The sequence below is a fragment of the Limibacillus sp. MBR-115 genome, from assembly GCF_040549425.1.
Classification (GTDB): domain Bacteria; phylum Pseudomonadota; class Alphaproteobacteria; order Kiloniellales; family CECT-8803; genus Limibacillus; species Limibacillus halophilus.
In genome coordinates this window covers 446,338-466,985 of the sequence record NZ_JBEPTJ010000001.1, presented here as the reverse complement: position 1 = coordinate 466,985, position 20,648 = coordinate 446,338, and the positions used below count along the sequence as shown (strand labels likewise).

17 protein-coding genes are annotated in these 20,648 nt (G+C 58.3%); 6 read left to right on the top strand and 11 right to left on the bottom strand.

What is annotated here, in order from left to right:
• Window positions 1-835 precede the first annotated feature (835 nt).
• The 8 genes from ABIE63_RS02175 to ABIE63_RS02140 form a co-directional block, all read right to left on the bottom strand.
• On the bottom strand, window positions 836-1,078 hold the full coding sequence (locus tag ABIE63_RS02175) for a DDE-type integrase/transposase/recombinase (RefSeq protein ID WP_354502434.1): 243 nt from the start codon (window positions 1,076-1,078) through the stop codon (window positions 836-838).
• Between the two features lie 226 nt (window positions 1,079-1,304).
• Complete coding sequence (locus ABIE63_RS02170) at window positions 1,305-3,389, bottom strand: response regulator (protein ID WP_354502432.1); 2,085 nt, start codon at window positions 3,387-3,389, stop codon at window positions 1,305-1,307.
• Window positions 3,386-4,441, bottom strand: coding sequence for a chemotaxis-specific protein-glutamate methyltransferase CheB (cheB, locus tag ABIE63_RS02165; protein WP_354502430.1), 1,056 nt, complete (start codon window positions 4,439-4,441; stop codon window positions 3,386-3,388). The genes ABIE63_RS02170 and cheB overlap by 4 nt, the downstream gene beginning before the upstream one ends.
• Complete coding sequence (locus ABIE63_RS02160; protein ID WP_354502428.1) at window positions 4,442-6,697, bottom strand: response regulator; 2,256 nt, start codon at window positions 6,695-6,697, stop codon at window positions 4,442-4,444.
• Between the two features lie 11 nt (window positions 6,698-6,708).
• Window positions 6,709-8,154, bottom strand: a complete 1,446-nt coding sequence (locus ABIE63_RS02155; protein WP_354502426.1) for a methyl-accepting chemotaxis protein — start codon at window positions 8,152-8,154, stop codon at window positions 6,709-6,711.
• Window positions 8,151-8,804 (bottom strand): chemotaxis protein CheW, encoded by a 654-nt coding sequence (locus ABIE63_RS02150; protein ID WP_354502424.1) that lies wholly within the window; start codon window positions 8,802-8,804, stop codon window positions 8,151-8,153. The genes ABIE63_RS02155 and ABIE63_RS02150 overlap by 4 nt, the downstream gene beginning before the upstream one ends.
• A complete protein-coding gene (locus tag ABIE63_RS02145) occupies window positions 8,801-10,177 on the bottom strand; it encodes a CheR family methyltransferase (RefSeq protein WP_354502422.1) in 1,377 nt (458 codons plus the stop codon). Before ABIE63_RS02145 ends, ABIE63_RS02150 begins: the two co-directional genes overlap by 4 nt.
• Complete coding sequence (locus tag ABIE63_RS02140; RefSeq protein WP_354502420.1) at window positions 10,174-10,638, bottom strand: chemotaxis protein CheW; 465 nt, start codon at window positions 10,636-10,638, stop codon at window positions 10,174-10,176. Before ABIE63_RS02140 ends, ABIE63_RS02145 begins: the two co-directional genes overlap by 4 nt.
• A 710-nt stretch (window positions 10,639-11,348) precedes the next feature.
• On the opposite strand from ABIE63_RS02140, the gene ABIE63_RS02135 reads away from it, so the two are divergent.
• A complete protein-coding gene (locus ABIE63_RS02135; RefSeq protein ID WP_354502419.1) occupies window positions 11,349-14,300 on the top strand; it encodes a PAS domain S-box protein in 2,952 nt (983 codons plus the stop codon).
• Window positions 14,297-15,478: an EAL domain-containing response regulator gene (locus ABIE63_RS02130; RefSeq protein ID WP_354502417.1), complete on the top strand. Its 1,182-nt coding sequence runs from the start codon at window positions 14,297-14,299 to the stop codon at window positions 15,476-15,478. The genes ABIE63_RS02135 and ABIE63_RS02130 overlap by 4 nt, the downstream gene beginning before the upstream one ends.
• A gap of 2 nt (window positions 15,479-15,480) precedes the next feature.
• Here ABIE63_RS02130 and ABIE63_RS02125 read toward each other — a convergent pair whose 3' ends face one another.
• The gene (locus ABIE63_RS02125; RefSeq protein ID WP_354502415.1) at window positions 15,481-15,615 is read right to left on the bottom strand and encodes a hypothetical protein; all 135 of its coding nucleotides are present in this window, start codon (window positions 15,613-15,615) and stop codon (window positions 15,481-15,483) included.
• 115 nt (window positions 15,616-15,730) lie between these two features.
• Between ABIE63_RS02125 and ABIE63_RS02120 the strand changes: the two genes are divergently transcribed.
• Complete coding sequence (locus ABIE63_RS02120; RefSeq protein WP_354502413.1) at window positions 15,731-16,438, top strand: response regulator transcription factor; 708 nt, start codon at window positions 15,731-15,733, stop codon at window positions 16,436-16,438.
• A gap of 65 nt (window positions 16,439-16,503) precedes the next feature.
• On the opposite strand, the gene ABIE63_RS02115 is transcribed toward ABIE63_RS02120, so the two are convergent.
• Window positions 16,504-16,818, bottom strand: a complete 315-nt coding sequence (locus ABIE63_RS02115; RefSeq protein WP_354502411.1) for a hypothetical protein — start codon at window positions 16,816-16,818, stop codon at window positions 16,504-16,506.
• A gap of 399 nt (window positions 16,819-17,217) precedes the next feature.
• Between ABIE63_RS02115 and ABIE63_RS02110 the strand changes: the two genes are divergently transcribed.
• Both ABIE63_RS02110 and ABIE63_RS02105 read left to right on the top strand, forming a co-directional pair.
• Window positions 17,218-17,535 (top strand): hypothetical protein, encoded by a 318-nt coding sequence (locus tag ABIE63_RS02110; protein ID WP_183415566.1) that lies wholly within the window; start codon window positions 17,218-17,220, stop codon window positions 17,533-17,535.
• A 413-nt stretch (window positions 17,536-17,948) separates the two neighbouring features.
• Window positions 17,949-18,182 (top strand): hypothetical protein, encoded by a 234-nt coding sequence (locus tag ABIE63_RS02105; RefSeq protein WP_354502409.1) that lies wholly within the window; start codon window positions 17,949-17,951, stop codon window positions 18,180-18,182.
• 31 nt (window positions 18,183-18,213) lie between these two features.
• On the opposite strand, the gene ABIE63_RS02100 is transcribed toward ABIE63_RS02105, so the two are convergent.
• Window positions 18,214-19,950: an adenylate/guanylate cyclase domain-containing protein gene (locus tag ABIE63_RS02100; RefSeq protein ID WP_354502407.1), complete on the bottom strand. Its 1,737-nt coding sequence runs from the start codon at window positions 19,948-19,950 to the stop codon at window positions 18,214-18,216.
• A 207-nt stretch (window positions 19,951-20,157) separates the two neighbouring features.
• Here ABIE63_RS02100 and ABIE63_RS02095 point away from each other — a divergent pair, with 207 nt between their 5' ends.
• Window positions 20,158-20,634, top strand: a complete 477-nt coding sequence (locus ABIE63_RS02095) for a MarR family winged helix-turn-helix transcriptional regulator (RefSeq protein ID WP_354502405.1) — start codon at window positions 20,158-20,160, stop codon at window positions 20,632-20,634.
• Window positions 20,635-20,648: the final 14 nt, after the last annotated feature.

The window sequence follows — 20,648 nt, the reverse complement described above, 5'->3', positions numbered from 1 at the left end:
TACAAGCCCTTCTAGGGGCTTGTCGCGTTTCACGCGCTCAAACCAGCAGAAATGTATCCAGCGATACGAATCGTTGTTGCGTCACATGTCACGGCTTGTAGCTCTGTCAAACTCGGCTCGCCTGAGCCACGATGTGCCAGTCGTCGGTGTCATCGATTGGCCATCTTGCCTAAAGGATCTCGATAAGCTCCCAGTGCCCACATTCATCCCCTAGGGGACGCCAATCTTTTCAATAGGTTGGATAAATTCTGAGCCGCGTTTATCCAATATTTCTCCAATATCGAACGCCAGAATCAGATTTTGTGGACACGCAAATCCGCTTGGGGATGCGGTTCCCACCTCAAGGACTATAGAGATTTGGGCCGCCCCCCAGCCGACCGTTTGGCGAACCCCTGGCCCTGGCCGTCTTCCTGCTGTTGCATCGCTTAGCAGGTGCCGCAGAATGGCAAAGGGTTGGGGTACTTCCGATTAAAAATCAACCACGGGGACCTTGTTCGGCCTCATCGCAATCTGGTTAGGTATCTGGCTAGGCTCTTTTGTGGTAGGCAGACTTTTCAATCAGACTCAAACTGTAGACGTAATGCCTATAGTAAGGCGTCATCGCTACTAAGGCGATGCCTGGGAGAGATGCCAAAAGATCGGCTTCAAAAGTCTGGTCGATACGGCATCTGCAGAGTTGGCGCTGATCCAAAAGCACGGACGACGGGCAGTTCTTCGTTGTGGTGGTTGAGGAATATGAGCAGTTGATGCATGCCACTCCAAAGCAAACGGTTAATTCAACACATGCGATAGAAATACATAAGACAGATAGTAAAGACCGCTTGCCGGGTCCCAATCAGATGATCGAGCTTTGAAGCCCTGAACGCACCTCGGAGTGTCCTTGTGATCCGCACCCGACTTTCCTGAATACGGCCCCATAAGGCCGAGTTCGATCGGTCACGATAACCTCGGTCCGCCTGTGTTTACGCATTGTTTGCCGTAGGAACTTCAACGCAGCTATCTTGTTCCGCCTCTTCGTCACGAAGCTTTCGAGAACCTCGCCCTCGTGATCCACGGCGCATAGGCAATGTATCGCCATTGATTTTCACGAACATCTCATCCAGGCACGTGAATCCGCGCTCGTGAAGGAGTCCTTCCACATTCCGTAACGAAAAGGGGAGCCGAATTACATCACAACGGTGAGGCGGGTGTCCTCGGGGCTCGTCTTGGAGGAGCAGAAGGGGCTGTGTTTGATCATGGCCGGACGCTATTTGACCACCTTGACCGCTTCAATACATTTTGCTCTGACAGCCCCGCTCTATTCATTAATGCTCCAGCGCTTCCCTTATCTTATCTGCCAATGTTTTTCTTCTGTATGGCTTCTGAAGAAAATGCACATCGTGACTAAGAAGCCCGTTATGCAACACTGCCGAGCGCGTATAACCGGAAGTGAAGATGATTGGTACTTCAGGGCGGGTTTTTCTGAGCGTGATTGCCAGCGCATGTCCATCGATCTCGCCTGGCATGACCAAGTCTGTCAGAAGCAGGTCGAACTCCAGGCCTGCCTCAATCAAATTCCAAGCTTCCTCTCCATTCGTGCAGGTTGTAACCTGATGGCCGAGCCGTCCGAGTTGGGATTCGACATAGCTCCGGACCGCCGGATCATCTTCGACCACGAGAATTTTGACGGGGCGATCTGGTTGTCGCGCCGCTCGAATTGATGGTTCCATTGAGGGATCGGGCGTAGGTTCACTGAGTGTGTCATTGTCGGCAAGCGGCAGATAGAGCTTGATCGCCGTGCCGTGACCAACCTCAGAGTAGATCTTAATGTGACCTCCCGACTGCTTTATGAAACCGTAAACCATGCTGAGCCCAAGTCCACTGCCCTTACCAACTTCCTTTGTCGTGAAGAAGGGGTCGAACGCGCGCTCAATGATGTCCTGCGGCATGCCTTCGCCGCTATCGGAGATTGCGAGCATGACATAGTCGCCGGGAGTGACTTCCAAATGCGCCTGGGCATAGTCTTCATCGAGGTGCGTCTCTGCCGTTTCTATCGTGAGCTTGCCGCCGTTTGGCATCGCGTCGCGCGCGTTAATGCAGAGGTTAAGGACCGCACTCTCCAGAAGGTGGGGGTCGATGGATGCCTTGCATGGTCCATCTGCCAGCCCCATCTGCACTTTGATCCGCTCACCTAAGGTTCGAGCCAACAACCGGGACATGCTTGAAACGAGCTCATTGATATCCACGTCACTGGGCGACAGCGGTTGTTTGCGGGAAAAGGATAGCAGACGACTGGTCAGTTCAGCCCCATGTTCCGCTGACCGCAGTGTCTCGATCGCTAGTTTGTGGTTCATCGGATCTTTTTTGAGTTCTTCCGAGAGCGTTTCCAGATTGCCAATGACGACTGTCAGGATGTTGTTGAAGTCATGGGCAATTCCGCCGGTGAGCTGACCAACCGCCTCCATCTTCTGGGACTGGCGCAACTGCTCTTCGACGGCCTTCTGCTCACTCAGGTCCTTGATTGCGGCAATAACGAGGGTTTTGTCACCCAGAGTCACGCGGTTATAGCCAACGGAAAGCGGGAAGCTTGTACCGTCCTTGCGATGCCCTGACATTTCCCTTGCCGCATCGGAACAGTCCCCGATCGCGCTCGGGGCATCTGGAACCAGAGCATCGATAGACATGGAGACAATTTCACCTGCCTGGTACCCAAACATCGCTTCAGCGGCCGGATTTGCTGATTCAATCTGACCATCTTCTCCGAAGGTTATGACGCCATCTGAAATTCCTTCGACGATGGCACGGTAGCGTTCCTCTGACGAGCGGACTCGGTGTTCAAGTTGCTGAGCGTATTCTTGAAGCTTCGCTTGCGCCTCAGCGAGTTGGTTCCGGCTCCTCTCGAGATCGTGGTTCAGGTGGAGTGTTTCTTCGAATGAAGAAATCAAGAGATCCAGTATCTGCTGCTTATCGGAGTTAATCGTGATTACCTTGCCGAAAAACGCGATTTCCAGGCCGACTCGCAGCTTGCCCTCCGCTTGGAGCGATCGATTATAGAGAATGTGCTTAATCCGCTGAAGCAGTCGCTCCGTGTCATAAGGTTTCGTGACGAAGTTGTCGGCACCACATTCCAGGCCCATGAAAACGTCCATGGGATTCTTGCGATCGGTCAGCAGGATGACAGGCACGTTGCGCGAGGCCGCGGTGCCCTTGATCTTCTTGCAGAGGTCGTACCCCGAAATCCCTGGCATCACGATGTCGGAAATCACGATATCCGGGACCGATCTTTCCAAGGCTTCCAGCGCTTCCTCTGCCGAAGCAGCCACCTCGACCTCGTATCCGTCCGCCGCCAGGATCATTTCGATCTTTGCGGCCTGCGTGGCGCTGTCCTCCACGATGAGGATATGTGTCATGGTCGTTGCCTTTCCTTCTTCGAATTTTCCTTCATGCGGGACGCTATTTCACCCAAAGGAAGCACCTCGTCGGCCAGTCCGGCCTTGATCGCCACGCCCGGCATTCCGAAAACGACGCTGGTCGCTTCGTCCTGGGCGATCACATAGCCGCCCAGGGCCTTGAGCGTGCGAAGCCCTTCCGTCCCGTCATCGCCCATGCCGGTCAGGACAACTGCCAATGCCTTGTCAGCGAAAACCTCCGCCGCTTTTTGAAATAGATAACTGGCAGCAGGCCTGTGCTGTCGAATCGGTGGTCCATCGTCCAGCTTGATCCTGCGACGATGGCATACGCCCAGATGATGGTCGTCGGGCGCGATGTAGACCCACCCCCCCTGAAGTGGTGCATCATGGCTTGCAACCGTCACGGTAAGCAGGCTTTCGTGGTTCAGCCACGATGCAAGACCGTGGCTGAATCCTTTGGTTATATGCTGGACGACAAGTACTGGTGCCGGAAAGTCGGCGGGCAGGCTGGAGAGAATTTTACATAGCGCCTGAGGACCACCGGTCGAGGCAGCGATGGCAACAATCTCGCACCCTCTGGAGCCTGAGATTCTGGAGCGGTGTTGCATCGCTCGCGGCGAAGGCCGTGCTTCCCTGTGCCTCACCACCTTGACAGCTGACATTGCCTTGACCGTCTTTTGTAGCCTGCGTGCCTCCTCTCCAGTAGCAGCACCCTGCAATAATCTTGGCGTGGGCAGAACACTCAGGGCACCTGCCTGGAGTGCGGCCATGGATTGCTCGAGATCGTCCTTGGATATGCTGCTCGAGATGATGACGACAGGCGTAGGGCATCTCGTCATGATCTCCTTGGTCGCCTGGAATCCGTCCATTAAGGGCATGTTGATATCCATCGTCACGATATCCGGGCGCAATTCCTGTGTAAGCCTTACGGCTTCCTTTCCATTCCGGGCCCTGCCAATCACCCGGATATCCGGGTCCGCTGTGAGGATCTCCTCCAGGAGGCCCAGCACAGTCGGTGAATCTTCGGCAATCAGCACCTTGACCATGACCATTCACAAAAGCCGGTTGATTGTTTCTATCAGTTCGCTCTGGTCGAAAGAGCGCTTCACGAGATAGGCATCCGCGCCGGCTTCGAGCCCGCGCGACCTGTCCTCATCCCGGCTCATCGCCGTGACCAGGATGACCGGGGTGTCTCTGAACTCCCTGGAGGCGCGCATCGTTTCCACGAACGTGAAGCCATCCATCCGCGGCATCTGTATATCGCTGACCACAAGGTCGGCGCCTCTGTGCTTCAGGACCTGCCAGCCCTCGAACCCATCGGATGCGGTCAGTACCTCGTAGCCCGCGGTTTCAAGGATGCTCTGCACCAGGGCCCGTGTCGTCACCGAATCATCCACGACCAGCAATCGAGGACGCACTTCTTCGGGAGCCGTGTCGGAAGCTTGCACGAGTCTCTTGGCTGTTCCGGCGGACCTAGCAGCCTTCAGAAGGCTGGCACTGTTGATTATGAGTGCTGTTTCTCCTGTTGGCAGAGTACTGGTGCCATCGATCTGAATGCGGCTGTTCCATCGCCCCGGAAGGGACCTGACCGACAGGGACTGTGTTGCGACTACATCGTCCACGATGAATCCCGCCCGCTCGGCTTCAGTCTGAATGAGAATTACATGCAACTGGTCGTCGTCGCGGACCGATTCCGCGCCTTTGTGGCCAAGCTGGTCCTCGAGGAGGAACAACGGGATGAGATCGTCTCCCAGACGGAAGACATTCCCGGCGTCCACCAGCTTAACCTCTGCGCGTTCGATGCGGAGAACTTTCTCGATGGTCTCCGCATCGAACGCGTAATAGTGATCGCCCGAGGCAACGATCAGCGACTGGAGCGTACTCTGGTCCTGAGGCAGTTCAATGACAAAAGTGGTACCTTTGCGCTGACTGGACCTGACCTGAATGGAGCCTCGCAGGCGCTTGATGGAGGATTTAACGATATCGAGTCCAACACCCCGTCCTGAAACCTCGCTAACTTCCGAAACGGTCGAGAAACCGGGTTCGAATATGAGGGCTGCGAGTTCAGTGGCAGAGGCAGGGGGGACGGTGCCGTGGCTCGAGGCGCGGAGCCTTATGGCTTCCTCATCGATCCCGCGGCCATCGTCTGCCACAAGAACCTGAAGCGTGCCTGAACTCAGCGTCGCCGAAACCGCGACGGTCCCTACGGGTGACTTGGCGGCTGTCCTGCGTGAATCTGAAGGTTCGATACCATGGTAGAGAGCATTACGAACCAGCTGAATGAGAGGCACGCGCAATGCTTCGGCAAGTGAACGGTCGATGTCGGTATCGCCGCCCTCGATCTTCAATGTTGCTTCCTTGCCCAGCGACCGGGAAAGGTCGCGGACGATGCGGTCGAGTCCAAGGCACGCCCATGAAAAGGGAACCATGCAGCATTCCCGAACCTCGGCTTCCAGCGGAATGATCGTCTGTTCCAAATAGCGCCCAATGGACCGCAGCTTCGTCAGGGCAACACTCAGGTCCTTCCGCAGGGCTGTTTTCCTGTCCGAGGCTTCCAACAGCCCTGCTACATGGTCCGGCGGATTCCGGGGCGCCGGATTGACTCTGGGTTCCGGCTTGCCACGGTCATCGACGATGGCCTGCAATTCACTAAGTTCCAGATCGAGCCGCCTGTGGGCGACCAGCAGTTCGCTGGAAAGTGTGCGTAGGCGATCGAGTCGCGAGACACTGACCCGTATTGAGGAAGAGCCGGAGGTCGCCGCCTCTTCGGCAGGAGGGGCGGCGGACGGTTGCTTCCGAAGTACGTTTGCCAAGTCGCCCGCCATCTTGTCCCCAGCGTGAGGCTGCCTGTTTCGGCGCCCGGCATCTGCCTGCTCTTTGTGGTCTGGTGCGGTTTGCTGGGCCTCAGGCGTAGAGAAAGAGGTCAACTCGCCGATTGCCCTTGGCAGGGATGTCTGCTCGATCATCCTTCCAGCTTCCAGGGCGTCCCTTGCCTCACGGATGGCATCAACCGTCCTGAACAGCACCTGGAAGAGCTCTTTTCCGTCTTCCAGGTCGCCGCGTCTCAGGCCATCGAAAATGGTTTCCATCGCGTGCGCTGCGTTGGCAAGAAGGTCGATGTCGATGGACCGGGCAGAACCCTTCAGACTGTGTGCCACCCGAAAGAGGTCCTGGATCGTGTCCAGCCTGTTCGTGTTCTTGTCGGCCCGTTCGAGGGCCAGCAGGTTCTTTTCGAGCGATTCGATGTACTCCCCGAGTTCGACCAGGAAGGTCTTCATGAGCCGACGGATGATTTCGTCCCGGTCCATGATCGATCCACCTAGGTGCCCAGCAGCGCCTTCAGCCGCTGTCCAAGATCGTTCAGATCTTGGGCCGCCCTCTCGGTTTGGGACGTTGCCGCCGTAGTCTGGTTGGTTGCTTCGTCGATATCACGCATAGCCTGCTGAATTTGTGTGATTCCTGTTGCCTGCTGAGCGGAAGAGGCCGCGATCTGCTGGGCAGCAATCATGGTCTCATCGATGTTCTCCTTGAGAGAGCGGATTGTATCGCCTGCATTTCGGATGGCTTCGATCGTTGCGTCGGCGGATTTGGCCCCTTCTTCAGTCACCATCACGGTGCTGTTCGTGGCTCGCTGGATCTCCATGAGGATGTTCCGCACTTCGCCGGTCGCCTTCTTGGCCTGACCTGCGAGATCCTTGATCTCCCGAGCGACGACCGAGAACCCGCCACCATGCTCGCCCGCACGGGCCGCTTCTATGCCGGCATTGAGGGCCAACAGGTTCGTCTGTTCCGCGATTTCGTTGACGCTGGCAATGATTTCCCCGATCGCCTGGGCCCTCTGAGACAGGTCGAGGATGTTCTCGGCAATGCGGTTCGTCTGTTTCTGCATCTCCTCCATGCGAGCGATCGAGGCGTCGATGGCTGATTGCCCTTCTGCTCCGACTTCGGATGCCCGTTCGGATGCGTCCGAGACCTCCTTTGCCCGACCGGCAGCTTGCTCCGACGTTTGCTGAATCTCCTCGACCGTTGATACGGTTTCGCTGACTGAGGCTGCCTGCTCCTTAACTGTGGAGGCCTGTTGCTGGGTCACCGCCAGAAGTTCGGAGGAGGCCGACGCCAGCGCAGTCGTGGTTGTCTCGACGGTGCGGATGATGCCGGCAATCAGCCAGTAGCCACCGGCAAGCACCACCAGAATCAACGCGAAACCCAGAATCTGGATCAGGCCGGCGGTATCGACTGCGTCGTTGAGGATCTCCTGCTGGGCGTTGACATTCCTCCTGACATTGCTGGCCAAGCGCTCGAGGGATGACAGCAAGGAGTCGGCTCTTGCTTTGGCGCTTTCCCGCGAGCCAAGATTGAGAAACACATCGATGTCGGGCTTGATCTCGTCGTCCCAGAGGTTCTCGCTGTTCTGGAGGCTCGCCAGGGTCTCCTTGTCGGAAATCGGTGTTATCCCAAGAGCCTGATTGCCCCGCAAGAGGGTGTCGAAACGCTCCTCGACCTGCTCCATGCTCCGCCGCAACCGGTGGCGGGTCTGATTCTCAAGGCCGAAATCGACATGAACAAGGTTTGTGATGTCTGCCACCATCTGGGCAACAAGGGTCTCGCCTTCGACCAGCTTGGTCATGCGCGCCGGTGCTTCGCGCGCCGTGGACAGGGTGTGTCCGTTTGTGACCTGCATTACCAGAGCTGCAAGGATGATCAGTATGGCAATTCCGGTAACCTTTCCCCGGAAAGACTTCAGCCATCCGCCAATGTGCTTCATGTGTTCCCCTCCCTTGTTTCCTTGCCTTGATTCAAGGCTGGTTCGCCTGGTCGGGCTGCCTTGAGCAATCTCTCGCCATCCAGAAGCATGACTGCTTCCGGGGTGATGCCGGTGATGAAGGCATATCCGTCTGTCCGTCTGTCACGATCGGCGCGCTGCGAGAGGGCAGCCCGGTCCAGTTCGGTCAGCGCACAGTCGTTGCCGGTGAGGATGGCCAGTTCAGGCTCTTCCCGACCGGCAACGAGCAGGGAGGAAAGGTCCGACAATCCCGGCGCCGGAGCGCCCATCAACGCCCGGAGGTCGATGACTGGCAGGTGGATGCCGCGCAGGTTCGTGAGCCCGAGAAGGAAAGCGGGGCCGCCCGGAACAGGCGTCAGCCGCCGCAATGCCGCGAACTCCCTCACCAGGCGGGTCTCGAGAGCGAAGTGCTCGCCTTGCATCGAGAACTGAATGACATTGACGGGATCGGCAGCGGTTCTGGCCTCCTTCACAGTTTCGGCGAGTTTTCTCGCGCGCTCCTCCATGATCGCCCGCGATCGCTTGGCGTCGGGCTTCAGGACGGTTTCCACCCGGCGCCTCGTTTCCTCGAGGTTCTGCCGGATGGCTTCCCAGTCAGGCCTGCTGCCTGCATGTGGCTCACCATGACTCATTCACCCGCTCCCTTTCCTTCCAGGAGGCCCGTCAACTGGCGTTGGGCCGCTTTGGCAAGTTCGCCTGCAGTCTCTTCACGAATCAGCGCGAGCGGCCGGTCTTCGGCTTCGCGCTCCGTCAGTTCCAGCGCATTCCGGAAGGAGCGCGCAGCTTCCTTGCGTCTGCCCAGACGCAGAAGCGCCGTTCCGCGTGCGAAATGAGCGACAGCGAGGCTCTGGTCCATGTACAACAGCTTTCTAAAGAACCTCTCCGACTGCTCGGTCTGCCCCTTTTCCAGCAGGCTCATGGCATGGTGGAAGAGCGCGTCTAGCGGGGTGATATCCTCTTGCTTTCCATGACCATCATGGACGGAGTGGGCAATGCGGGCCTCGTCCACTTGCCGGCTTCCCTGTGCCCTGCCGGAGGTTCGGGATGCGGATAAAGGCGGCTTTGCCGATGGGGCCGTCTTCCCATTGCGGCGCGGCGTTTCATCCGCTGTCCGCTGAACCACCCTGACCGGTGCAGGCCTGCCTCCGAAGGTTCGGGTCAGAGGCTTGTATGGCCTGCGATAGATTATGCCTGACTTGCTGAGTTCGGTTTCCAGGGGCACAAATTCGCGCAGGGGTGGGTCGGAGGCGCCGGTGATCAGGTAGCCGCCGGGTGCGAGCAAGTCATACAGCAGCCTCGCCGCCCTCGCGATGGCCTCGGGGGTGAAATAGATCAGGACGTTGCGACAGAGGACGACATCCTGGTTTCCGGGAACTCCTCCCGGTTCCGCGATCCCGGGGTTCAGCAGATTGAGGCGGCGGAAACCGACCTTTCCTGTGATGCGGTCTTCAAGCCTGAAGCGGTTGTGTCCCGCGCTGCGGAGGAAGGGGCGCGTCATTTCGGCACCCTCTCCCCTGAACGACCGGGTGCCGTAGACCGCGGTTCTGGCCTGCTCCAGGGCGGCCGTGTTTATGTCCGCGCCGATGATCTCGAAGGGGCCGTTTCTTGTGTCCAGACCGGCGATGATCGCGAGGCTGTAGGCCTCCTCTCCGGTGGAGCAGCCAGCGCTCAGGAGGCGCAGGGGTGTGCCGCTTGTCCGTTCCGCGCGGCGCCGGGGAATCGCCTCATCTCGAATGAAGGCGAACTGTTGGGGGTCCCGAAAGAAATAGGTTTCGGGGATCAGCAGATGCTCAAGCAATTCCTTGTAGAGTGGGGGGTCCTCGGCAAGGCGTTTCCTCACCGCCTCGCCATCCGGGATCTCGACCTTGCCAAACAGCTTCCTAAGAGCGGAAACGAGATGGTGCCTGCGTGATGGCAGAAGCTTCATGCCGCAGTGCTGCATGACGAGGTCTGCGACTGGCGCAAGCGGGTCCGTCCGGTCTTGCTGTGACACGGCCATCTTCATCTGTCCTTCCCTTCGCCGTCCGACAGTGCCCTGTCGAGCGCGTCTTCCTCGGAGCTCTCCAGGAAGTCGGCCAGGTCATGGATGAGGACCATGTTCCCTTCCAGCGCCACGACACCGCGCAGCCGACGAAGGCTGCGGGACAGCTTTTCGGGGGGGGTGATCCCCGACTCGTCGATGCTTTCAATTCCGATCACCTGATCGACCCGCAGGGCCGCTCGCCGGGTGCCGGCCAGAGCCAGAAGAAGGAACTGTGAGGCATGTGGTTTTGCGTTTGGCAAACCACATCGCGCGGCCAGATTGAAGACAGGGACAGCCTCACCTCTAATATTCACGACGCCTTCGATAATATTCGGAGCACCAGGGAGGGGGCTGATCGCAGGGAGCCGGAAACACTCGAGTGTGTCCGAAAGCGGAATTCCGAACACCTGACTCCGGATGGAGAACATGCTGCAGTCTAGCATCCTTGGCCCTGCCTCCATTCATCTCCCGGGGTGAGGTTGCGCCTGGCCCCCTATTTCATTTTTTAAGTCAAAGGTTGTGTAATAAAATGTTTATGCGGTGAGAGTGCCACACATTATCAGCTTACAGCAAATGTAATTGTTCATGCCAACTGACCAAAAATAAAAAGTTAACAAGGAGTACGAAGCCGTTTTTCATTGACTTTCTTGGCTGGCGGAGTCGGTGTGCGGCCAGCCATCTGCGAAAGCAGGAAATGCCTGAAAGATTAAATATCACCCCTAAGGTGAAGTGCGGGCCGTCCCTAAACGGACCCTGGTCTCGGAACCATGGTGGATTATAAAGCGCACGGGGGTCGCCCGGCTGAATCAAATTTGTGACAAATTTGTGCCCGGGCTTGAAGTTTCGGAGTCTGCATACCAAAATTGTGGCATTTAAATAAGTTATTATAAATATTGTCATATATCTCAAGAACCAAGTCAGTCAATTATGATTGGCCGTTTGATTCAAATACGGCCAATATATATCAAATTGTATTTAATACGTTTTATTGCGTTTTATTATCAGTTTGTACGAGGATGTATCTGAATAACGAGGTGTGAGGGAGATTGGAATGACGGAGAGCAGCTACTCCATCGGTGGAGTGGCCGCAAGGCTGACGCCGAGGTCCTTGCGGGGGCGGCTCCGCGGACTTCTGGGAGGTGCTTGTGCGGTCATGTTGCTGCTTCTGGCCCTCGTGACAATCAACGCGGAACGCGTCCAGCGGCAGAATTTTGAGGCAGAGCTTGATCGGCTGACAGAACTGAGCGCGGAGCATCTTGACACGACCTTTGATACGGCCAGGGTGCTCATGGCTTCCCTGTCGGCGAATCAATCCATCACCTCTCTCGATGCAATGGGCTGCAGGCAGGCGTTGAGCGATCTGGAGGCACAGCCGGATTTTGCCGACTACTTCACAAGACTGGCCATCCTGGACTGGAACGGACTGATTCTCTGCTCTAGCAAAATGTCGGAAAACGGTCAGAACGTCCAGATTGACCGCGATATCGCCCGGGCTCTTGAGGAAGAACGCTTCGTAATCGGCGACTACCAGATCGGTCCCATCAGCGGCGAACCTGTCCTGCCGGCCCTTTACCCGCTCACCATGCAGCACGATGTGGTACACAATCTGATCGGCGTCGGAATCAGGCTGTCGGCCTTCGACGTGGTGCTGCGCACGTTGAACCTTCCCCCGCGCTCCGGTGTGTTCCTGGTGGATGACAAAGGTACCGTGGTGACAGCCTTGCACCCTGCCGGTCGCAACTACTGGCAGGGGCGCAGCGTCGCGGGCACGCCTTTCTTCGAGAGTTTGCAGGGCCGGCAGGAAGGAGTGGTCGAAGGCCCGGGCGCGGACGAACAACACCGTGTCTACAAGTTCACCAGACTGGAGGCGCCTGCTGACCACCTGACCCTCGTCCTGACCCTGCACCGGCAGCAGATGCTGGAGGAGTTTGTCTTCCGTTTCCTGCAAACAAGTGGTCCCGCGCTTGCGGTCGTGGCCATCATCCTGTTGCTGATCTTTCACGCCAACCAGCGGCTTGTGGTCGCCCATGTACAGGCACTGGTCGATTATTGCGGCCGCCTGGTGAAGGAAGGTACCAGGGGCGGGAGGCCCGATGTGTCGGATTCCGCGCCTGCGGAAGTGATCCGGATTTCCGAAACGCTCGGCCGCATGGTCATGCACCTTGCCGAACGGAACCGTCAGCTTGGCGACACGCAGCAGATCGCCAGGATCGTGCCCCTGGTCTGGGACCGCCGTTTCGACAGCGTGAAGGTGACACAGGAGTTCTGGGAGCGTCTGGGCGAGGCCCGGACGGACGACAGAATTTCGGTCCGCACCCTGTTCGAGCGCATCCGCGCAGATCATCGCTTCAAGGCCTACGCGGACTTCGCGAGTGCGCTGCGCAACGGCTTCTCGGTGGATCGCGTCGTGCCGATGCGGACGGCGGAGGGCTATTGCCAGTTCCGCTTCCGCGTCGAACCGGTCGAGGACCCGAGCACCGGGCGCGTCGTCAGCCTGCGCGGTTTCCTGCAGGACATTGACGAAATCGAACGGCTTCGCGAACTGGCGGCACAGCACGAACAGGACTATCGCCTCATCTTCAATTCCGTTAGCGACGGCCTCATCGTGCTCGACCATGAAGGACGCATCACGGAAGCGAACCCTGTGGCCGCCGAGATGCACGGACTGTCACCCGGGGACCTTGCGGGCAAGGACAGCCGGAGCCTGGTCCATCGGGAGGCCGAGGCCGAATACAATCGCTTCCTGCAGACTGTTGGCGAAGGTGAAATATTCAATGCCGAGACCAAGGGCAAGCGCAAGGACGGAAGCAGTTTCGTCATGCAGGTCATAGGCGCGCCCGTCAGCCTGGCAGGCAAGCCGCACTACCTTGTCACCCTGCGGGATGTCTCCGAGCGGAAGCAGACAGAGACGCAGTTGATGCGCGCCCAGCGCATGGAGGCTGTGGGGCAGCTGACGGGTGGCGTCGCCCACGACTTCAACAACCTCCTGCAGGCGCTGTTCGGGGCTCTGGACGCTCTTGAGGACGATACACTTCCGGAAGAAGAGCACAAGAAGGCGCTGGAGCAGGCTTTCGGCACCGTCGAGCGTGGTGCGCAGCTCACTCAGCACCTGCTGGCTTTCTCACGCCAGCAGCCACTCGACCCGCAACCGACGGAGCTGGTTTCCTTCGTTGACAGTATGGTGCCGCTCCTTAAACGCACGCTTGGCGAGCAGGTCGCCGTGCATTTCAGCCCGGACGTCGAGAAGGCGCAGGTCCTGGTCGATCCGTCCCAGCTCGACAGCAGCCTGATGAACCTGGCCGTCAACGCCCGCGATGCCATGCCCGAGGGCGGCATCCTGCGCTTTGGCATCCACGTGGCAACGATCGACGAGCAGAAGCTGGCGGGCGAAAGCCTGGTGGAGATCGACGGCCCGCTCCAGCCAGGCGAATACGTGATCCTGGAAGTGTCAGACACCGGTGTGGGAATGGACAGCGAGACGCGTCACCGGGCATTCGAGCCTTTCTTCACGACGAAAGAACAGGGCAAGGGCACCGGGCTTGGACTGTCGATGGTCTTCGGCTTCATGAAACAATCCGGCGGGCACATCACGATCTACAGCGAGAAGGATATCGGAACCACGTTCCGCCTGTATTTCCCGGTTATCGAATTGGCCGCCTGCGAGCCCCTGCTAGTTCATGAGTCGGGCGACATCGAAGGCGGCCACGGCGAGCGGATCCTGCTTGTCGAGGATAACGAAAACGTCCGGCGTTCACTGATACAGCAATTGACAGGGCTCGGGTACAGCGTCACCGATGCCGCAAGCGCGCACGAGGCCCTGGAGAAGCTCGAGGCATCCGGAACCGAACCTTCTTTCGACCTGCTCTTCTCCGATGTCGTGATTCCGGGGGGCAAGAGCGGATATCAACTTGTGAACGAGGTCCGCGAACGCTGGCCGAACATTCATTGTCTGCTGACCTCGGGCTTCCCGCTCGTCGATCACCAGGAGCGCCTGCCGGAAGACGTTGCCCTTCTGTCGAAACCCTACAGGCGGCGCGAACTGGCCCGCGCGATCAGGTCCGCCCTGGATGGCGTTCGCCGACGGGGAGCCGAGGTGACCAAATGACACGGAAGGAAGAACCCTTGCAGGACCGGTTGCTCGTCATCGACGATGATGCTGATATCCGAGAGTCGTTCGCCCGTATTGCCCGCACGGTCGGCTACGAGAGCTGGGCCGCGGCAGACTTCACAGCGTTTAAGGAACTGCTGGAAGCCGTGAAGCCCACGCACATCATGGTCGATCTGCAGATGCCCGACGTTGACGGCGTGCAGGTACTGCGGTTCCTTGCCGAACGCCATTCGAAAGCCCGGATCGTCATTGCCAGCGGCTTCGATCCGCGGGTAGTCGATGTTGCACGCCGGCTGGCCAGGGAGCGCGGCCTGGAGATGGCAGGTACGCTTTCCAAACCTGTACGCGCCAATACGCTGCGCGAACTTCTGAGGGACATAAAGGTCAGCCTGGATCTTCGTAAAGAGGCGCTCGTCTCGGCGCTCGCCGCCGGACAGTTCGAGGCTCTGTTCCAGCCAAAACACTGTGTTGCCAGCGGGCAGCTGCGCGGTTTCGAGGCGCTTGCCCGGTGGAATCATCCCGAACGCGGCATTATCGGTCCGGACACTTTCATTCCGCCCCTGGAGGCCAGTGATCTGATCCACGATTTTACCGTTCATATCACCCGGCAGGCCTGTGAGGGCCTGGTTGCGTTTCAGGGTGGCTACGGCGAATCACCGCTCGAGGTATCGGTCAACCTGTCGGCATCCAATCTTGAGCAGGCTGATCTCGCCGATCGCCTCAACGGAGTCACGCGGGAGGCAGGTCTGGTGCCGGAATGTCTAGTGCTGGAGGTGACGGAGACGGTAGCCATGGAAGACCCCGTGGCTGCGACAGAGAATCTGGTGCGTCTGAGGCTGGCCGGGTTCTCGCTCTCCATGGATGACTTCGGCACCGGCTTCTCTTCGCTCAGTTACCTGCGCCGGATGCCGTTCAACGAGATCAAGATCGACAAGAGTTTCGTCATGGGGGCTGCGACCTCGGAGGAAGACCAAGCCATCATCCGGGCTGCGGTCTTGCTCGGCAAGACATTCGGCATGAAGATCGTTGCGGAAGGCTGCGAGGATGCGGCGACGCTGGAGCTGCTGCGTGCCTGCAAATGTGACCGGGTTCAGGGCTATCACTTTGCGAAGCCCCTGGGGCTTGAGGATGCCCGGGCCTACGCACAGGCCCAGGCGGCACTCAGAGGCGCCTAGTCTCAGGGAAGGGGTATAAGCATGATGCCTTCACACAGCTTGCTAGCTGCAAAGATCACGAAGACGGCGAATCCGGTCACCAAGGCGATTATGCCCAGGTATTCGGTCATAGGGTTCTTGTATCCGCTATCCCACATGGTTCTTCCTCCAAGAAAGCTGCCTTCAATCTGAGGCTAGGGCAGCGGCGGATCAATTTTGTAAAGGTTTGTAAGAATTCGTTTAGGACGTTGAGTTTCGTGGGGAGAAGGGAGTTTGAACGACAATATTGCGGTCTGGCTGGTTGAGGACGACGAGGCAGTGGGCGAACAGGCCCTTGGCGCGCTGAGCCGGCGGGGTTTCGAGGTCACTTGGTTCCGCGACGGCTCCGCAATGCACAAGCAGGGAGGAACCAACTTTCCGGACATCTTCCTGATAGACATAAACCTGCCGGGGCAGAGCGGTATTGACCTGACCCGGTCTCTGCGCCGCATGACCGCCAAGCCGATCATCCTGATCACCGGCCGTGCCGACGTCAGGGACCGCGTTGAAGGGCTGGAATCCGGAGCCGACGACTACATCATCAAGCCGGTCCACTATGACGAGGTTGTCGCCCGCATCCACAGCAACCTCAGGCGAAGCGGCCGTACCGCCGCTGCACTTCCGGGGGGGCGGCTTGAGTTCGGCAATCTTTGTCTGGACAGTGCAGCGGCAACGGTGACCAGCAACGACGGGCACAAGGCAAAACTGTCGCCCGGCGAGGCGCGCCTGCTCGCCTACCTTTTGCGGCACGCAAACACCACTCTCTCGCGTGCCGAGATCTTCGAGTTCGTCCACGGACGCCCTCTGGAGACAGACGACAAGTCGGTCGACGTCTACATTCATAGACTGCGCAAGGTGCTGAGCACCCTGGAGCCAGACTGGCAGCACATCAAGAACGAGCGTGGCAAGGGGTTCCGTATGGAACCGTCACCTAAACGCTGAATCGTAGGAGGGAGTGATTTCGATCAATTGCGGACGGGTCTATGATGTGACAGTCGCGCTGTCCTTTAAGCCGGGCCGCAGACACGACTCGAAAGACGTAGCTTCATCACCATGGAGTCCGCGTGCCTTTTCCAGATGCACCTCAAACCGTGCCCCCTGATCAGGGCTGTAGTCTTCCGGATGGCAAGGCCCGGCAATACCATGTCACCGGCGATCCCAAGCTCTATCCCATACCGTTCCCACGCCCGATTGAGGGCCGCCTCTAGTGCCTGTGTGAAGTCTAAGACCGACTTGCGGTTCGCATTCTCGAAGTCGTCAGCAATGCCAAGGTGCTTGGTTTCGTACTTACCGCTCCCGCTATAGCGGCGGTCGATCCACACGCCACGCCAAGGGTTCCGCCGGCCGGCGATTTCAGATTGTCCATGACGACCGAGCCGCCCCTTGGGTGGCTTTTTGGTCTCCGCCCTGTCGTGCGGTACGCGGACCGTGCACCACTATTACGAGAGGGGGCGTCCATAGCTTCTGAAAGATGCCCGCAAAAATAGTAAAAAATATAGGTGACTATCGTTTTTCTTGACCCCCACGGAAAAAATTTGTCCCATGCGCAATGATAAGTGGCAGGACGCCGCGCTCAATGTAGGGAAAAGGTACGGTACAGATTTCTAACGGCTGTCTCCTTCTGTACGACCGAGGCGGCACTAGGGCTGGAACTTTTCATCTGCATAGAGGCCTTGCGTAGGCCTGCGAGTTAGTAATGGAACGGCACTAAAAGGCGTGTGATGAGACTTGTACAGGCACTGTTGATCCTTCTATCTGTTGCACTGATTTCAGAGAGCGCGGGCGCAGAGCAGATTCGCATATCCGCCGACTGCTATGCCTTTTTCAAGCAGTACAAAAATGACCCCCAGGCCACTTACTTTGCCCTGTCGGAAGACGGCCGATCCTGTGGTTATTCCTATTGCCCAAAAACACCTTGTGCATCGAGCGGCATGAGCGCTGTGGCAATCAAAGCCTGTCAGAAGGAGTCCAATGGTTCAACGTGTCACGCGATCAGTAATGGCGTCACCGAGACCGACTTTGCCGTGGTCCCAAACTAGATACGTTTAACTAGCTTGGGCTCGGCGAGTTCCACACTTAATAGGCAAATAGTTTAGGTCGGCGACTAAGAGGTGCGCGTTGGAGATAGAAACCGACCGATCCTTGGCATTATGTACCCGCGGGCATCAGGGTTTCTCATCTTCCAGATGCGCGCATCTGGCGGATGAAAAACCCGGAGTCGCGGACCTACGTGATGTCGCGGTTGGGAAAGTTCCTCAAACCATCTTGATTCAGAGGTTTTTTCATTGCCGGAATCGGCAGGAATTCGGATCTTTCTGACCGGGATACATCTAATTTTATTTAATCAACATGCAGTGTGGTGGAAGCCTCTATTCGCAATATGCATATCAGTCAGCGAATATTTTATGAGAGGGTCGCCCTACCGCAGAATCAATAATAAAAGGTCGACAGGGTGCATCTGGAAGCGCTTTCAATTTTTTCTATTTCCGCCGCAACTGCTTTGAATATTTACGTTGCCGTCAGCAAGAAACGATCCTCCGCCGATCATCCTACCTGCCGGGAGGCGTTGGAAGCGCTCAAGGAAGAAACCACCGCGAGCGTCTATCTCAATGTAACCGCCTCCGTCTTTGCGGGAGGCGCCGCCGTGCTACTGCTGATGGATGCCTTCCTCGGCGCCAGTCACTGAGCCCCATTGAGCCGGACACAGGCATGACAGGTCAGGCCGGGATACCGGCCTCCGCCAGTGCCTTGAGGTGTTCGTCGCGTTCCTCTTGGCTGGCGTAATGAAGCTGGGCGGCGCAAGTTTCCAGGGTCATTTTAGGGTCACATTTCAGCGCCTCCGCGGCGTGCGCCCTGGCGGCCACGGTTTCGCCCATGCGCGCGTAGGCGGCGGCATAGAGGGCATGGGCCGGGGCATCGCAGCCGGTGATGTGCTTCAAGGAAGCGATGGCGTCGCCGTAGCGCTCTGCGGCGAACTGTGCCCGTGCCAGATGACCCCAGAATCGCTCGGGGTGATAGGGGCTGATGCGCATGGCCTTGAGAATCCACTCGATGCCGTCCTCGGGTTTTCCCGCCCAGGTCAGCAACTCGCCCTGTTGAACGACGACGAGATCGTAGTTGGGGTTGAGGCTGAGCGCCCTGTCCTGGTGAAACCGGGCTTTTTCCAGGTCGTCGGAAGCAACGGCGACCGCCGCCAGGATCCGATGAACGTCGCCGTCGTTGTCGTCCAGTGACAAGGCGGTCCTTAGCTCGTCCTGAACGGCATTCCAGGTCGCATCACGGTCCTCGCACCAATCATGGACCCAGGACTGTCCCAGAATGCAGGCACGCCAGGAATGCGCGTGGGCGTAGCGGGGGTCCAGTCCGATGGCGCGGTTTATCATTTCCTGCGCCGCCAGGTTATCCGCTCGCGTCGAACGGTGGTGCAGCACCTTTGCGCTCAGGACGCACTCGTAGGCTTGCATATTTTCCGTTGGTTTGACCTTCGCGCGCCGCTGGGTGGCGTCTTCGACCCGCCGGAAAAGCGTGGAGACGATGGCGGTGGTAATTTCGTCCTGGATCGCGAACACGTCCTCCAGCTTGCGGTCGTAGCGCTCCGCCCAAATATGCCGGTCCTCGTCTGCTTCGATCAGCTGCACGGTCACGCGGATCCGGTCGCCTGCCTTGCGCACGCTCCCTTCCAGGATGTAGTCGACGTTCAGTTCCTTAGCCACGGTCTTCAAGTTTGAAGCCTTGCCTTTATAGGTGAAGGTCGAGTTGCGCGAGATCACCAGAAGCTCGTGGAACCGGGCCAGTTCAGTGATGATGTCTTCGGTCAGGCCATCGGTGAAGAATTCCTGCTCCGGGTCGCCGCTCATGTTCTCCAGCGGCAGCACGGCGATGGAGGGCTTGCTGACGGAGGTGTCTTCACCCCGAGGTTTCTCAGGCTTGCCGGGGCTGCTGCTGGCGGGGGCATCCAGCACCACACGATACATGCGGAGCGGCCGGGAGATATTCTTGACGGTGCGCTCGCCCATGTCCTCGAAAGCAACTTCGATCCGCCCTTGCACCTGGTCGTAGACAACCTGGCTGACGCAGATGCCGCCCGGATCGGCGCACTGCTCCAGGCGGGCGGCGAGGTTCACGCCGTCGCCGAAGATGTCGTCCTCGTCAACGATCACATCACCGAGGTTAATGCCTATTCGGAACTCAATTCGCGAGGGCTCCGGCAGGTCGCTGTTGCGCCGTGCCATGCGGGTCTGGATCTCCACGGTACAGGCCAGAGCGTCGACGACGCTGGGGAACTCAATCAGCATCCCGTCGCCGGTGGTCTTGATGATAGTGCCGCCGGTTCTTTCGATGACGGGGTTGATCAGCTCTATGCGATGCGCCTTCAGGCGCGCATGCGTTCCCGCCTCATCGTGCTCCATGAGTTTGCTGTAGCCCACCATGTCAGCGGCGACGATAGCGGCCAACCTTCGCTTTTGCATAGGTGACTTCATTTTCGAGAGTCCTGGTTGAGCGCTTGGAACTCTCTCCTGCGGCCTCGGCATTGGCCGGGCCTATCGCGCTGGCCGATAGCATGCCTCGGGCGAGGCGGAGCGCCAAGCACTTCCGTATCGTGCCAGAATACTTCCATGGGGGACTTGACTGCAAATTGAAAAGCGTGCATATACACTCGTATGCAGAAGCGAGACGGCAAATCGACGGGAAGCAAGGGCGAAACACCCGCGGAAATCATGGCTTGCACCTGTGCCAATTTTCGCCGTGTGGCCCGGGTGGTTACCCAGTCCTATGATGCGGCGCTGCGGCCGGTGAAGCTGAAAGCGACACAGTTCACGCTGTTGGGGACCCTGAGCCTCGCGGGAGAGGTGCCGATCACGCGTTTGGCCGCCTTGATGGTCATGGATCGCACGACCTTGACCCGCAATCTGCAGCCATTGGTGCGGCGCGGTTTGGTTGAAGTCGAACAAGGCCAGGGTAGCGATCAGCGCGTGCACAAGGTGCGCCTAACCGATGACGGAAGGGCGCTGTTCGAAGAAGCAAAGCCGCTGTGGCGGACGGTGCAGAATCGCTTCTCGGAGGGATTCGGGCCAGAACGTTGGAACGGACTGCTTGGTGATCTCAAAGACGTAATCTCGATGGCGAAACAACCCTGAATCTGAACACCGAC

What these genes read in the sequence shown, in the direction of transcription:
- ABIE63_RS02145 (WP_354502422.1), bottom strand. Translation starts at nt 10,177, where the DNA reads ATGAAGATGGCCGTGTCACAGCAAGACCGGACGGACCCGCTTGCGCCA.
- ABIE63_RS02130 (WP_354502417.1), top strand. Translation starts at nt 14,297, where the DNA reads ATGACACGGAAGGAAGAACCCTTGCAGGACCGGTTGCTCGTCATCGAC.
- ABIE63_RS02170 (WP_354502432.1), bottom strand. Translation starts at nt 3,389, where the DNA reads ATGACACATATCCTCATCGTGGAGGACAGCGCCACGCAGGCCGCAAAG.
- ABIE63_RS02095 (WP_354502405.1), top strand. Translation starts at nt 20,158, where the DNA reads ATGCAGAAGCGAGACGGCAAATCGACGGGAAGCAAGGGCGAAACACCC.
- ABIE63_RS02160 (WP_354502428.1), bottom strand. Translation starts at nt 6,697, where the DNA reads ATGGACCGGGACGAAATCATCCGTCGGCTCATGAAGACCTTCCTGGTC.
- ABIE63_RS02140 (WP_354502420.1), bottom strand. Translation starts at nt 10,638, where the DNA reads ATGCTAGACTGCAGCATGTTCTCCATCCGGAGTCAGGTGTTCGGAATT.
- ABIE63_RS02150 (WP_354502424.1), bottom strand. Translation starts at nt 8,804, where the DNA reads ATGAGTCATGGTGAGCCACATGCAGGCAGCAGGCCTGACTGGGAAGCC.
- ABIE63_RS02155 (WP_354502426.1), bottom strand. Translation starts at nt 8,154, where the DNA reads ATGAAGCACATTGGCGGATGGCTGAAGTCTTTCCGGGGAAAGGTTACC.
- ABIE63_RS02125 (WP_354502415.1), bottom strand. Translation starts at nt 15,615, where the DNA reads ATGTGGGATAGCGGATACAAGAACCCTATGACCGAATACCTGGGCATA.
- ABIE63_RS02175 (WP_354502434.1), bottom strand. Translation starts at nt 1,078, where the DNA reads ATGGCGATACATTGCCTATGCGCCGTGGATCACGAGGGCGAGGTTCTC.
- ABIE63_RS02110 (WP_183415566.1), top strand. Translation starts at nt 17,218, where the DNA reads ATGAGACTTGTACAGGCACTGTTGATCCTTCTATCTGTTGCACTGATT.
- ABIE63_RS02135 (WP_354502419.1), top strand. Translation starts at nt 11,349, where the DNA reads ATGTTGCTGCTTCTGGCCCTCGTGACAATCAACGCGGAACGCGTCCAG.
- cheB (WP_354502430.1), bottom strand. Translation starts at nt 4,441, where the DNA reads ATGGTCATGGTCAAGGTGCTGATTGCCGAAGATTCACCGACTGTGCTG.